At 43.1% G+C, this 13863-nt stretch carries 10 protein-coding genes; 3 read left to right on the top strand and 7 right to left on the bottom strand.

What is annotated here, in order from left to right; genetic code table 11:
- Positions 1-65: 65 nt before the first annotated feature.
- Together CI595_RS11285 and CI595_RS11280 are read right to left on the bottom strand one after the other, a co-directional pair.
- Positions 66-2795: an EAL domain-containing protein gene (locus tag CI595_RS11285; RefSeq protein ID WP_095173370.1), complete on the bottom strand. Its 2730-nt coding sequence runs from the start codon at positions 2793-2795 to the stop codon at positions 66-68.
- 102 nt (positions 2796-2897) lie between these two features.
- Positions 2898-3863, bottom strand: coding sequence for a LysR family transcriptional regulator (locus CI595_RS11280; protein ID WP_095173369.1), 966 nt, complete (start codon positions 3861-3863; stop codon positions 2898-2900).
- A gap of 126 nt (positions 3864-3989) precedes the next feature.
- On the opposite strand from CI595_RS11280, the gene CI595_RS11275 reads away from it, so the two are divergent.
- Genes CI595_RS11275 through CI595_RS11265 form a run of 3 tightly spaced genes read left to right on the top strand, consistent with a single transcriptional unit; the run spans position 3990 to position 7021 of the window.
- Complete coding sequence (locus CI595_RS11275; RefSeq protein ID WP_095173368.1) at positions 3990-4961, top strand: uroporphyrinogen decarboxylase family protein; 972 nt, start codon at positions 3990-3992, stop codon at positions 4959-4961.
- An 18-nt stretch (positions 4962-4979) separates the two neighbouring features.
- Positions 4980-5912, top strand: a complete 933-nt coding sequence (locus CI595_RS11270) for an amidohydrolase family protein (RefSeq protein WP_095173367.1) — start codon at positions 4980-4982, stop codon at positions 5910-5912.
- A 17-nt stretch (positions 5913-5929) separates the two neighbouring features.
- Complete coding sequence (locus tag CI595_RS11265; RefSeq protein WP_095173366.1) at positions 5930-7021, top strand: amidohydrolase family protein; 1092 nt, start codon at positions 5930-5932, stop codon at positions 7019-7021.
- A 61-nt stretch (positions 7022-7082) separates the two neighbouring features.
- Here CI595_RS11265 and CI595_RS11260 read toward each other — a convergent pair whose 3' ends face one another.
- The 5 genes from CI595_RS11260 to CI595_RS11235 all read right to left on the bottom strand — a co-directional run bounded on the left by CI595_RS11260 (position 7083) and on the right by CI595_RS11235 (position 13232).
- On the bottom strand, positions 7083-8003 hold the full coding sequence (locus tag CI595_RS11260; protein ID WP_095173365.1) for a sugar phosphate isomerase/epimerase family protein: 921 nt from the start codon (positions 8001-8003) through the stop codon (positions 7083-7085).
- Positions 8004-8064: 61 nt separating this feature from the next.
- Positions 8065-8961 carry a myo-inosose-2 dehydratase gene (gene iolE, locus CI595_RS11255; protein WP_095173364.1) on the bottom strand — a complete coding sequence of 299 codons (897 nt, stop codon included), beginning with the start codon at positions 8959-8961 and terminating at the stop codon, positions 8065-8067.
- A gap of 3 nt (positions 8962-8964) precedes the next feature.
- Entirely contained in the window at positions 8965-11058 is a 2094-nt protein-coding gene (locus CI595_RS11250; RefSeq protein WP_095173363.1) for a cytidylate kinase family protein, read from the bottom strand.
- 250 nt (positions 11059-11308) lie between these two features.
- Positions 11309-12139 carry a sugar phosphate isomerase/epimerase family protein gene (locus CI595_RS11240; protein WP_095173361.1) on the bottom strand — a complete coding sequence of 277 codons (831 nt, stop codon included), beginning with the start codon at positions 12137-12139 and terminating at the stop codon, positions 11309-11311.
- Between the two features lie 88 nt (positions 12140-12227).
- On the bottom strand, positions 12228-13232 hold the full coding sequence (locus CI595_RS11235) for a Gfo/Idh/MocA family protein (RefSeq protein ID WP_095173360.1): 1005 nt from the start codon (positions 13230-13232) through the stop codon (positions 12228-12230).
- Between the last annotated feature and the right edge of the window lie 631 nt (positions 13233-13863).

Genomic DNA, 13863 nt, shown 5'->3' with positions numbered 1-13863 from the left:
CCATAATTTTTTATTCTCGCAGCACATAAAGATCATGTCTGTGAAAGACCGTTACCTGCCTGCTTTCAAATCATATATTTTGCTTCAAACTCTGAAATCTCTATGGGTCTGCTAAACAAAAAGCCTTGCACCGTTTTAACACCATATTCTTTTAAAATATTTAATTGCTGCTCATCCTCTATCCCTTCAGCGATCAGTTGAATCCCCATCTCATCACACATTTTTGTCATTGCTCCCAGGATGATCCGAGAACTTTTATTTGAAATAATGCCTTTTAAAAATCCTTTATCTATTTTCAACACATCGAATTTCACCAATGACAGCAGCGTTAAGTTTAAACTATCTACGCCAAAGTCATCCATAGCCACTTTATATCCGGCATTCCTTATTTGATCTATCCTGGTTACCAATCTATCTAGATCCGTACAATTGAATCTATCGATAATATCGGTAATTACTATCTCCAAAAATTCTCTTTTGATCTGATATTTGTCACTGATAGCCCGGATTCTTTTTACAAAATCATCATCCATGAAAGTGACCCTTGAAAAATTACTGGATACTGTAAAAAGAGAATACCCCTGCTCCGCCCAGGCACTCAGATTTTTACACACTTCTTCAAAAACGTAATAATCAATCTTACTGATAAAGTAAGTATCTTCTAATATCGGAATAAATCTGTCCGGTTCTATGATCGAACCATTTTCATCCTGATACCGGATAAGTGCCTCTGCTCCGGCCATACGGCAGTCTTCCACTTCTATTTTAGGCTGTAAATATACTTTAAAATTATGATTCTTTATATTTTCTATCAATACATCAGGATCTGTCAAAAATTTAAGTATATCATTATTATTTCTGTAACGACTGGTGGCATGATGCCCCTGATAAAATCGCTTTTTATCCGCATACATCAATTCATCCGCCTCTTTGATAATATCCTGTATATGGGAACAAGCTTCATTCCACTTACATCCTATGGCAATCTGGTATTTACTGTTCCCAAATTCATCTTTCAATAACTGGACACTGTCATAAAAGCATTCTTCTGTCATATCCAAATATAGGATCACAAACTCATCACCGCCGATACGGTAAAGATGGTTTGAAGAAGCGCTTCTCTTCATGATACCGGCACATTCTTTTATCAGATCATCACCGGCATCATGGCCAAAGGAGTCATTGATCTCTTTCAGCCCGTTGATGTCTAAGTAAACCACTCCCACAGACTCTTTACACGTCTTAAATTCAGAAACATCCTGAATAAAACGATTTCTATTATAGAAAGATGTCAGCTTGTCTATCTGGCTTAACTCAAATAACATCTTTTCATTTTCATTTCTCTGCATGGTAAGGGAGATGAAATACTGGACTGTCTGCATGAACGGAACTGCTGTTTCAGCCATATCCAAATCTTGATTATCCAACCCCATAGACCCACTTACTTTTCCATTTTTCATTAAAGGAACCCAGACTATATTTCGTATGCCTTGTTTTGAAAGCAGTTCATAACCTGTGGGGAAGGTATCCTTCATTTCCTCGACATCATTTATAACGACTTTTTTATATTTCTCCAATTCATCCAGCCAGACCTGATAATCACCGATCGGAATGTTTTGTAAATTGTCAATCTCCGGCGGAACGCCTTCTTTGCACCACTCTGCAATATTTGAGTAGTAATCACCTTGAAACAGAAAAACATAAGCACGCTCTGCCAAAAACAAGGTTCCGATATATTCCATAACCTTAGTTATGGCAGCTTTAATATCACGGTTATTATAAAGCTCCCTGACACAGGCCAGGCGGATCTCGTCTCTCTCCAGCCTTCTTTTCAACTCGTTTTTTTCTTCATTGGCTTCCGTGATATCAAAAGCGATCTCCATTCTTGCTATGCGTCCATCCCATTCGATCAAGCGGTCCTTCAACAGGTAGTGCTTATTTATGATAGGGTTTGTATACTCCCAGGAATAGGTCTCATTCATTTTTAAAAGCTTATTTGTACAAAAAGTGCATGGCTCATCAAATCCCTGCAAAACTTTATAACATTTTTGCACCGGCAGACTGTCATCAACCTGAAATATTTTCTTTCCTGCCTCATTGACAAATAATAGTTCATAAGTGTCCATATCTGAAACGTACATTAGCTCTGATATTTCATTCATAGGTGCCAATAATTCCTGGGCTTGTTTTGATAACTGTTCACTCTTCTTTACATTTTCCTTTTCGGCCTCTATTAACTTCCATCGGCGCTTTTCCTGATAAAAGGTAAAAACGGAAGACCCAAGAGCCATAACTATAAATATTGAATTCAATATCACTAATGCTTTTCTTGCATTCTGTACTGTCTGCTCTGAATATTCTTCCGCTTTAAATACCGTGTCATTTGCCAATTCAAAATAATCCTCGCTCAGCTCATATAACATCTGGGCAGAAGCCCCATCCCTATAGTCGTATATCTGTGTTTTGATATCCTCCCAATCCTCTTTCATTTCTATTAACAATGTCTGGAATTCTTCACTCTCCAGTCTTCTTAAATCCAAATCATCACTTCCGCTTGAAAGTCCTGACAAAATATGATCCAGACTCTGAATCAGCGCATCATCCGGCACGTGGTTCAATTCTTTTTTTATGAGCCTCTGTGTCGCGCCGCGGACAATGCCAATATAATTTATAACTCTGGCATTTCCCTGTAGATCATCAATCAGATCCAGCGACATAAATGCCGTGATGATCAGGGCAACACATAAAATAACAGGAACAAAGATCCCGCCTAATTTTGCTACTGCTTTCCTCATATCATTGCCCTCCTTGGTTCTTTCAGGTTTATAGTAATGCATGAATCCGCATAATCTATGATAGGATGCTTATGGACTGCCATACTCCCTGGATTCTGACAGCTAATTATATGAATCATGAACAATAGTTTTATTTTCCTCTCTGTTTATGATTTCACAAAAACAATCCGTAAACTGCCGGATACAGTTATCTTTATCACTTTTCCGCCACACAAGTGACATAGGATAATATTGTCCTTTAATGGGATATACGCGCAGTTTATCTGAAAAAAAGGCCGCTGCCCTGCTGTTCATTCTCTTCCAGAAACTGGGGGAAGCAATCCCCACGCCTTTTTTTGACACAATTTCAAAACAAAGGGTCTCCCTGGGAACTACATGCTCTATCTTAGGCGTAAATCCATAAGGCATAAACATGGTTTTTAATGCTTTGACATATGGGGAATCTTCATTGTCATGCGCGACGGTTAGGGGAACTCCTAGAAGGTCTGAAAGCTGCAGTTCTTCTTTTTCTGCAAGAGGATTATCCCCTGATACCAGGATACAAAATTGAAACGCACTGATAGACAACTTTTCAATATAATGTCCCAGATTAGCCGTATAGCTGTCAGGACAAATCATAAAATCTGCGGTATTATTAAACAAATCCGAACAATCCTCATTCCTGCCCTCATATATTTCAACATTGGCACTGCCGTTTTTATGGGAAAATTCTTCTATGATCTGATAAAGAAGCGGCAGATCAAAAAATCCCTCGTAGAAGAGCTTCAAAACCCTTATGGGTGAAGCCTGCACAGCTTCCGCCTTACTAAATGCATTGCGAAGATGCTTTTGGGAAATTAAGATTTCCTGATAGAATGTTTTGCCGGCCGGTGTGAGCTGCAGGCGGTTATTGCTCCTTACAAACAGGATAAGACCGTATTTGTTTTCAAAGTTTGATATACGCTTACTGATTGCCGGCTGGCTTACATGCAGTTCTTTTGCTGCAAGGGTCATATTGAGTGACTGTGCAACTCTCATAAACGTTATAATCTCGGCATAACTGATCTCATCATAATTTATTGTAGACATACAAATCCCCCGTTTTCCATAACTTCAGATTATAGTCTTTGAAATTTCCTCATTTGTTTTTAGACTATTATTCATTATATACTGTATGTATCAAGAAGTCCAGCAACCAAAGATCGGAGGTATATAATGAGCAGAAAAGATGATTTATTAAAGGTATGGACAGAACATTCAAACATTGGCTATATCCCCTGTGTGTTCACGGATGCCAATTTTCTGAGACATCCTGAATGCGTAAATGAACGTCCCGAAGGGCATGATGGCTATGACTGGTTCGGTGTACATTGGACCTATCAGCCAGAGACCAATTCCCCCATGGTCTCACCCGGATACCCGCCTATTATTACGGATATCACAAAATGGGAAGAACAGGTAAAATTCCCGGATCTGTCCGTTTACGACTGGGAAACAAGTGCCAGGGAAGAGACTAAAGACTGGGACAGGGAAAACAAATATTCGGAGGTCATGATCATCAACGGCTGCTTTGAGCGGTCCCACCATCTCTTGGGATTTGAAGAAGCCCTGATCGCCATGTATGAGGAACCGGAAGCTTACCAGGCCTTATTGGACCGCATTGCTGATTATAAATGTGAACTGATCGGGATTGTGGCTAAATATTATAAGCCTGATATTATTATGATGCACGATGATTATGGTGCAAATGACAGAATGCTGATGTCCCCGGATACCTGGCGGCAATTTATAAAAGGCCCTTTATCCCGTTTGGTGGACACAGCGCACAAAAGCGGAATGATATATGAGCATCATTCCTGCGGACATATTGAACCAATCATCGGTGATATGATCGAGATTGGGATTGACGCACTGAACCCATTGCAGAGACCATGTAATGATATTGAGAAGATCAAAAAAGAATACGGCGGAAAAATCACTTTGGTAGGAGGATTCAGTTCACAGACCGTGATTGAAAACCCCAATTCCACAATTGAGGATATTACCAGTGATATTGACTACGCCTATCAAACCCTTGCCCCAGGAGGCGGCTATGTATCTTTCCCCGTTGTCTTGAATATGGGTGCATTTGCCCCAAAGCTTGTAAAAGAGCATCTGAAACTGGCCAAAAAATTTGCAAATACATAAACAAAAGGAAAAAATGCGATGAAAAACAAGATTGACGTACATGCGCATTATATGCCGCCGGCATATGTGCAGTTGTTAAAGAAAAAAAATCTCACAAAACTGGACGGTGGTGTCTCTGTTCCTGCATGGAGTGAGGAAATCCAATTGGAAATTATGGAGCAGTTGTCCATATCTTATTCCTTTTTATCCATCTCCTCCCCGCATCTGCACATGGGAGATAGAGGAGAAGCCGTGGAAACAGCGAGAGCATCCAACGAGTACGGCAAAGAATTTAAGAAAAAATACCCTGAGAAGATAGGCATATTTGCAAGCCTTCCTTTACCGGAAATAACCGAATCTGTGGAAGAGATCCAATATTGCCGGGATATTCTTAACCTGGATGGTTTTTCAGTGTTCACGAATTCATGTGGTATGTATCTGGGCAGTCCCGCTCTTGACCCTGTCATGGAAGAACTGGATAAGGCGGGAGCAGTTGTCAGCATCCATCCTACCAAGCCGTCAGTTGTCCCGGAAGGGATTTCTGCGCAGCTCATCTATCCTGCCATGGAATTCTTTTTTGACACAACCAGAGCCATTGCAAATATGGTCATGAACGGAATTTTCAAACGATATCCCAATATCAAATGGATCGTCCCCCATGCGGGCGCATTTGTTCCCATACTTTCTGACCGATTGTCAGCAGTGACAAAAATTTTCGGAGCTGAGGATCCGGATGCAGAAAACGCCCTGGCCGGTCTTTATTATGACCTGGCGGGTTTCTCCATGCCAAAGCAATTAGGTGTATTAAGAATGATCACTGATGATACCCACCTTCTATACGGAAGCGACTGTACCTTTACTCCACTCGGCACTTGTGAAAAATTGGAGAAGGACATGAATGATTGTCTGGATGAAAAATTAAAAGATATCATCTTTCAGAAAAATGTCAGAAGTCTCTTCCCCTATATTTAAACAGGAGATGAAAGCATATGAAAACGATTATTAAAAATGTAATGATCTTTGATGGCACCAAACCGGAAAAAGCCAGGGATATAGTTTTTGCCGAAAATATTCTGGATGACCTGTCCGCAGACGGAAGCACAGAGATCATTGACGGAACTGGCTGTACAATACTTCCCGGGCTTATTGATTCCCACATTCATCTGAATTCTATTGATAATCTGAAACAGGCCGCCCTATATGGTGTTACCACAATGCTTGATATGATGACAGATGATGCTGCACTTGTGGACTCTCTTCGTCATCAAAAAGGGCTGCCGGATATACAAAGTTGTTATCAGCCGGTCATATCCGAACCCGGGCAAATGCTGATCGCGTCTCTCGGCCAAGTCTCCTCTTTTGTAAATACACCAAAAGAAGCAAGAGAGCATATCAAAACACAGTTGGAGAAAGGGGCAGACTATGTAAAGCTGATTTTGGAGAATCCCCCTCTGGTAACGCAAATGCTGTCTGAGGATATTGTAGCGGAAACCGTTCGTTATTCTCACGAAATGGGCAAAAAAGTTTTTGCACATACAACCTCTGTCCAGGCGTATCAATTGGCGGCTGAACATGGCGTAGATGTTTTAAACCATATTCCAAAAGAGACTGCGCTTCTGCAGGAAATTATTTCTGAGATAAAAGAAAAGGATCTGACAGTTATTCCAACCATGCTGATGCAGCAAGGGATGGTAAAGGCAATCCATCGTATGATGCCAGGCAGGCCGGCAGATTATTCTATAGTAGAGAAAACTTTTTATCGAATGTATAAAGCCGGAATCCGGATCATTGCAGGTACAGATTCCAATATGACAAACCGCATGAATTTTATTCCTCATGGAAAGGCAATGCATGAAGAATTAAAGTTGATGGTAAAAGCAGGGATGACACCGGAAGAAGTGCTGAAAAGCGCCACATCCATACCTGCTGAGACATTTAATCTTAAGGATAGAGGAAATATCAAACCGGGCTTCAGAGCAGACCTTCTGCTTGTCAGAGGTAACCCAGCAGAAAATATAAATGATATAGATCATATCGAAAAAATATGGATAAATGGAATGCCTGTCCAATTGACTGCGTGACCAGCAGCAAAAACCAGCTTTTCCGTATGGCCTGCCGCCCTATGGAAAAGCTGGTTCTCTATCACTTGCCCAGAAGCTCTCTCTCGATTCTCTCTCTTGCCTCCGGTGCCTGTCTGTCCATTTTCTCCGGGAATCCGAACATGGAAACACAGGCTATATTATCGCCGCCCACTTTAGGAGCGTTCTCTTTTAACTGTTTACCCGCGAAATCCATATCCCGCAGGGTTTCAAAGATGCCGTCAAAATCCACATCCCCTTCGCCCATAGCCAGATGCTGATGTATGGTCACATCTGCTTTGCCGCGCCCGTTCAGCCAGGGCGGGTTTGCAATGTAACGGCAGTCTAACGTCTGATTAAAGGTATCTGCAAACAGAACATGGGTCAATTCATCCCCTGCGTATCTCAGCATAGAGCGCACATCCCCTTTGCCCTCGTCATAGAAAAACCCGTGAGGTGAAGAATAAACATAACCCAGGTTTTTGGAACGGAAGGACTTTACCAAATCACATGTCTCATTATTCAGTTCACAGAAATCGTAAGGATGGGACTGGATCTCCACCCGGATGCCTTCCCGCTCAATGATGGGAAGCAGTTCCTCCATGGATCTGAACCACATGCCATTGCAGATTTCCTGCTGGTTCGGGTCCCCGGACAGCTCTGTGTTGATGACCTGTACCCCCATATCCACCGCGATCTCAATCATACGTTTCCAGTTGGCAACCGCGAACTGTCTCTGCTCCTCTGTGGGGCCTGACCAGCGGTACACCACAATGAAAGAGGATATTTCCACGCCCGTCTCCTTCAGCGCCTGTTTGTATTCCTGCTCACATTCCTTTGAAAAAAGCGGATGTTTGTAAAATGGGTTGATCCTCGGATGGGGAGACTGCTCAATATATTTATATCCCCAGTCAGCTACCTGATGGACCATGCGATTGATATCCATCTGTTTTGCCAGTACATCCACGTCAAATGCTATCTTCATATCCATTCCTCCTTGTAATCTTTATGGAATCCTCCCGGCAGCAATACCGGGAGGGTTCCTATTACAGACCTGTCTTTTCCGCGATATAAGCCCTTGCCTTTTTTGCATATTCCAGGGGATTGGCCTTTGCAGGGTCCTGCTCTGCTTCCACAACAACCCATCCTTCATATCCTGCGTCCTCAAGGATCCTGAAGATGGGAGCAAAATCCACATCTCCGTCACCGGGAACTGTAAACACACCTTCGCGGACACCTTTTAAGAAACTCCACCTCTCATTTTGGGATTTCTTCACCATCTCTTCGCGGATGTCTTTTAAATGTACGTGTTTTATCCGGTTCACATATCTTTTCAGGACCTTTTCCGGGTCAATACCCGCAAAGGACAGGTGGCCGCTGTCAAAGAGAAGGAATACCAGTTCCGGGTCAACCGTTTCCATAAAACGGTCGATCTCCTCCTCTGTCTGTACGACTGTTCCCATGTGGTGATGGAATGTGAGTGTCATGCCCTTGTCTTTTGCTATTTTCCCAAGCTTGTTCAGACCCTCAGCCAGAAGCTTCCACTCCTCATCATTCATGACGTATTTGCCTTCCCATACAGGCTGCTCCATCTTTCCCTGGATGCTGTAGCTCTGCTCTGATACACCGATCACTTTTGCACCCATCTCTTTCAGGAAATCTGCTGCCTTGATGAACTCCTTCTCTGTCTCCTCAAATGGTTTGGAAATGAGGAAAGAAGAAAACCATTGGTTGCAAATCTGAATCCCTCTTAAATCCAGTGCCTTTTTAAGCACTTTTGTATCTGCAGGGTATTTGCCGCCCACTTCGGAGCCGGTAAATCCGGCCAATGCCATCTCACTGACGCACTGCTCAAATGTATTTTCTTTACCTAAATCCGGCATATCGTCATTGGTCCATGCAATGGGGGCTATGCCCAGTCTGACTTTGCTCTTATCCAACATCCCTTACTTTCCTCCCTGTCTGTTCTCTTCTTTGTTTCTGATATAATCCAGGATCATGGAAACCGTACCTTCCACACCGGTCTTGGACACGTTGACCACCATATCGTAATGTTTCGGATCATCACGCCTCATTCCGGTAAATTTCTGGTAATAGCTGTTTCTCATCTCATCTTTTTCCTTCAATTCTGCCAGAGACATGCCGCCGTAGTATTCTCTGCCTTCTTTTTCCCTATATTCATCGTCTGCATAGAGGAAGAAGGAGTACGTGTGTTCCTGTCCGCCCAGAATAAAGTTCGCGCATCTTCCCAGGAATACCCCCGGTGCTTTCTGGGCCAGGCCTCTGATGATCTGGCTCTGTTCCTCAAACATCTTGACAGCGCTCATATCATCCGCCACACCTGCCTGGGGGTAGGCATACGGTGAGAATGTAGGCTCTTTGTCCCCATAATTGTAATTATCCAGATATTTCTGCACTTCCTCCAGATTGGAAGTCTCCATTCCCATCTTCTCTGCCAGCAGACAGATGATCTGACGGTCATAGACCCTGCAGTTCAATTCTTTTGCAATTTCCTCTGCAATTTTTCTTCCGCTGCTGCCATAGACACGTCCGATCGCCACATTGATCTTATTTTCAGAATGGGCTGCCACAGGGATCTCTTCCGGCTCCCCTTTTCCTTCCCTGGAAATCAGCTCACGCATCATTTTGTCATACATTTTATCCAGCTTATAGCATGCTGCAATGATAAACATGATCACCCAGATCGCAATAGGCACATACAGATAGAATGTTTTGATCGCAGAAATCGCAGATGCTGTCTGCTCTGCTGCGGTGGCTTTCAGTCCATCAAATGCAGCCATGGAAAGGATGGCACCCATAATAGCGGATGTGAAACCGGAACCGGCTTTCTGTCCCATACTCATGGAGGAGAACATCAGTCCTTCCACACGGACACCTGTTTTCCAGTGACCATACTCAATGGCATCACTGGGCAGTGAATACTGTACGCCGTAGAACGGAGCAATACCAAAGCCTCTCATAATACAGGTAACAACGCCAAGAGGCACACTTGTGATATTCATAAGGAAGAGAAGCTGTCCTGCAATACCCAGGATACATCCGGCGCAGATCAGATTTCTCTTGCCGTATTTTGGAAGCAGTTTCGGAAGCATGGCTATACCGATGATAGTGGAGATCTTCTCTGCTGCGGACAGAGGCATGACCAGATCCACATCATTTAACACATACTGACAGTAATACGTCAGGTCTGTTCCGATAATGATCTGATACGCTGTATAGAATATCATCAGGCCAAGGGCAATGAGGAAATACCTGTTGGTGACTGTCACTTTGAAAGCAGTCCAGAAGGGGGTGTTGACTTTTTCCTTCTTGTTTGTGTCCGCTGCCTGCACACGCTCTGTACAGGTACAGTATGTATTGATCAAAACAAATACGGATACAATGGCATAACCCGCAGTCACCAGTATCCAGGCCATCTGCTGGTTGTCGATCAGTTTTGCCACTTTATTGATAAGAGGCAGGGTAAATGCTGTAATGATCATACTTGCCGTAATAGAAAGCACCATACGGATGTTACAGATAACGTCCCTCTCTCTTCTGTCACGGCTCATGAGTGAACCGAGAGCATGGAACGGCTGACTGATGGCCGTATAAACCACTGTGTTCATAATGTTATAGGTTACAAAAGCATAAATAATTTTCCCCATATCTCCCATGGGAGGCATGGTAAACAGCAGGACTGCTGCCAATGCGTAAGGTATTGCCAGACGGAGAATCCAGATCCTGGCTTTTCCGTATTTAGAGTGGGTCCTGTCGATAATGGTTCCCATGAGTACATCGGAAAATCCGTCAAATACCCTGGAGAGCAGCATGATCATACCCACTGCACCTGCTGAGATACCTACCACGTTTGTGTAAAAGTAGATCAGCAGCGTTGTTGTCATTGTATACATCAAAGTCAGAGCCGGATCACCGAAACAATATGCCAGCTTTTCCGACATGGGGACTTTGATGAATTCATTCATATCTTTTCCCTTCTGCTTATAATTCAGCAGTTCGGGAAGTCCTCCCTTTGCCATAATATCACCTTTTTACAGGACAAATCTTACCCATCTGCCCTGCCCCTTCCTTCATTCCGTAATTACTGTTCACAGCCCTGCAAAAACGCAAATCTGCGAACAGTAACATTCTGTAACACGTCCTGCGCTTTTCTCTTGCCGTTTCGCGTTTGGATCTTGTACAGCCAGTCCGTTTTGCTTTTCCCATCTCCTTATGTCCGGGAGGTTGTTTGCATCTTCCAAACAGCTTCCGAAAGGACATATAATTATTTTAGAAATATTTTTGTACAAATGCTTTTGTCACTTCAGCAGCTTTTTTCACGTTCTCTTCATGGGACATCTCATAATATTCAGGACGGAACTCTTCAATTGTGCAGACACCGTCAAAGCCAATCTCCTTTAAAGCCGCTGCGATTCCGGCATGATCTACCACGCCCTCGCCCGGCCACAGACGTTTGTCATCACCGCAGGAGCCAAGGGGCAGGTCTTCACAGTCATTTAAGTGGTAAGCAAAGATTTTTTTGCCGTCCGCTGCTTTTAAATCCTCCAGTTTGGAGCACATTTCATGGAAGTGGAACGTGTCAACTGTGATACCCACATTGTCACGGTCTACCGCTTTCACTACATCGTAAGCAGTGCCAAACTGGTTGATGGAGCAGTTCGGAGCGCCGCAGAACTCCAGGGAAATTCTCATATCAGCGCCAACCTTGTCTGATAAATAGCGGAGCCGTTCCACTGCTTCTGCTTTGATCTCGCTTACGCTCTTGTCTTTTACATCAAAATTCGGGACTGTGATCAGCATTTCCATACCGATGGCTTTGGAAACTTTCAGGATGAAATCCACTTCATCGTCAATTTCCTTCTCACCTGCCTCGTCTCTCTGGTTGAAGTAAATCAAAGTGTTGTAAGCCCATGGTTTCAGATGATGGTTTTTGAACCAGTCAGCCAGTTCCTCCAGGGTATGCTCCTGTAAATAATCTTTTACACAGTCAAAGCGTATTTCGATATAGTCAAATCCGTATTTTTCACACATTTCCATATCAGCCAGAAGGGACTGTCCTTTGCACTCCAATGCAGTTGCCTCATTAAATCCGATTTTCATAATGATATACCATCCTTTCGATTCTTGTTCTATTTGTTATGCCGGACACATTTTGGAGCATCCGGCCTTAAGGTTCCGCTTGATCTTCTTATTTGTAGAATTCCGGTTTTTCTACTGCTGCGTTGATCTGTTCCACAGCGCCGGTTTCCTGTGCCTTTACAAGCGCATCTGCTGTGATGGCTGCCAGATATCCGTCCCATACGGTAGGCCCGTTGATCGCGCCCTCTGCTGCTGCGTCTACCCAGTCCTGCACCTCTGTATCGTAAGCATCTTTGAATCTCACGAAGCAGTCCGTATCAATGGTTGTGGAAACTGCTGCATTTTTGCGGATGCTTGGGTAGATGGGGGATGGCATCTTGATAGCGCCGTCCTCACATACCACTTCGCAGTTGATGTCATAACCGAATTTGCAGTTTACGAATACTTCCACATCAATGCAAACACCTTTTTTGGTGCGGAGCAACATGATCTGCGGGTCTTTTAACTCAGAGTGAGAGTATTTTGTAACCTTAGGCATAATAACCTGTGCGGACTCATACTCATCATCCACTAACCAGTGAAGCACATCGATCTCATGGATTGCTGTATCATGTACTGCCATTGGAGTTGTATAGTTCGTTCCTACTTCCGGATTTCTGTGTGTGCAGTGAAGAATCAGCGGTTCGCCGTATTCACCGGATGTGAGGGCTTCTTTTACCTGCATGTAGCCTTTGTCGTATCTTCTCATAAAACCAAGCTGGATCAGATGTTTGCCTGACGCCACCTCAGCTTCGACTACCTTCAGGCAGTCCTCAGCAGTTGTGCAGAGCGGTTTTTCACAGAAGATCCTCTTTCCCGCCTTGATGGCTGTGAGAAGAGATTCCACATGTGCAAATCCCGGAGATACAATGAATACCGCGTCCACATCCGGGTCATTGATCAGTTCGTTTGCATCTGTGTATACTTTGGCTCCGCAGATTGCCGCCGCCTGCTTTGCACTCTCCTCAAATACATCGGATACCGCTGTAACCTCAGCTCCCTGAATTTTGTTTGTCAGTCTTTTGATGTGGTCCTTACCCATTCCGCCGCATCCGATAACTCCTACTCTTAACATAATACATGTCCTCCAATTCTCTTTTTCATTGATTCGCTGTTATTTGTTTTTTGCTTTTGTTCTTTCTTGATGATGCAATCATACCATAGCGTTCACGTGAACGCAATAGTTTTATTGTACAAGATTCACAGTCTATTTTTATTAAATTTTGCCAATTGATAAAAAAGAGACAATGTTTTTGTGCATGTTATCTATTTTCTCCACTTGCTCGCTGTATTGGCAGCCTCTATTTTGTGCATTTTTACTTTATTATTATGAAATGATATTTTTATTCCCTTTTACCATAGGGCTGATATATGTTATTTTTTTGCCTATTCATGGTATATGATGATAATATTTTGAGTATATTCTTGATTTTCAATGTGTGTGCACGTATGTTTTTCTATTTTATATGAAGCACGCGTTATGTAAACCATCCTGTATTCGGCAGCAGTCCTATTTTAAAAATAGCTGTGCCTCTAGTTCTGAAATAGTTCCGCAGTCCTGCGCATTTACTGCATAAGATACAGAACCGTAATGAAGCGTTTGTTTAATTTGTTTGTTTCGTTTATTGGGATTTCGGCAGAATCGCCTTTGATTTTTTCTTTACAGATCCCGATTTCTTTGTTTGTATCAACAAACGGCCGCATAT

It is taken from the genome of Blautia hominis (genome assembly GCA_002270465.1).
Classification (GTDB): domain Bacteria; phylum Bacillota; class Clostridia; order Lachnospirales; family Lachnospiraceae; genus Blautia; species Blautia hominis.
Note: the sequence above shows the minus strand (reverse complement) of the source record. Positions and strands in the feature narration are given on the sequence as shown.

Excerpts from the sequence above, each read along its gene's own strand:
- CI595_RS11260 (WP_095173365.1), bottom strand. The coding sequence starts at position 8,003 with ATGAAGATAGCATTTGACGTGGATGTACTGGCAAAACAGATGGATATC.
- iolE (WP_095173364.1), bottom strand. The coding sequence starts at position 8,961 with ATGTTGGATAAGAGCAAAGTCAGACTGGGCATAGCCCCCATTGCATGG.
- CI595_RS11285 (WP_095173370.1), bottom strand. The coding sequence starts at position 2,795 with ATGAGGAAAGCAGTAGCAAAATTAGGCGGGATCTTTGTTCCTGTTATT.
- CI595_RS11275 (WP_095173368.1), top strand. The coding sequence starts at position 3,990 with ATGAGCAGAAAAGATGATTTATTAAAGGTATGGACAGAACATTCAAAC.
- CI595_RS11250 (WP_095173363.1), bottom strand. The coding sequence starts at position 11,058 with ATGGCAAAGGGAGGACTTCCCGAACTGCTGAATTATAAGCAGAAGGGA.
- CI595_RS11265 (WP_095173366.1), top strand. The coding sequence starts at position 5,930 with ATGAAAACGATTATTAAAAATGTAATGATCTTTGATGGCACCAAACCG.
- CI595_RS11240 (WP_095173361.1), bottom strand. The coding sequence starts at position 12,139 with ATGAAAATCGGATTTAATGAGGCAACTGCATTGGAGTGCAAAGGACAG.
- CI595_RS11270 (WP_095173367.1), top strand. The coding sequence starts at position 4,980 with ATGAAAAACAAGATTGACGTACATGCGCATTATATGCCGCCGGCATAT.
- CI595_RS11280 (WP_095173369.1), bottom strand. The coding sequence starts at position 3,863 with ATGTCTACAATAAATTATGATGAGATCAGTTATGCCGAGATTATAACG.
- CI595_RS11235 (WP_095173360.1), bottom strand. The coding sequence starts at position 13,232 with ATGTTAAGAGTAGGAGTTATCGGATGCGGCGGAATGGGTAAGGACCAC.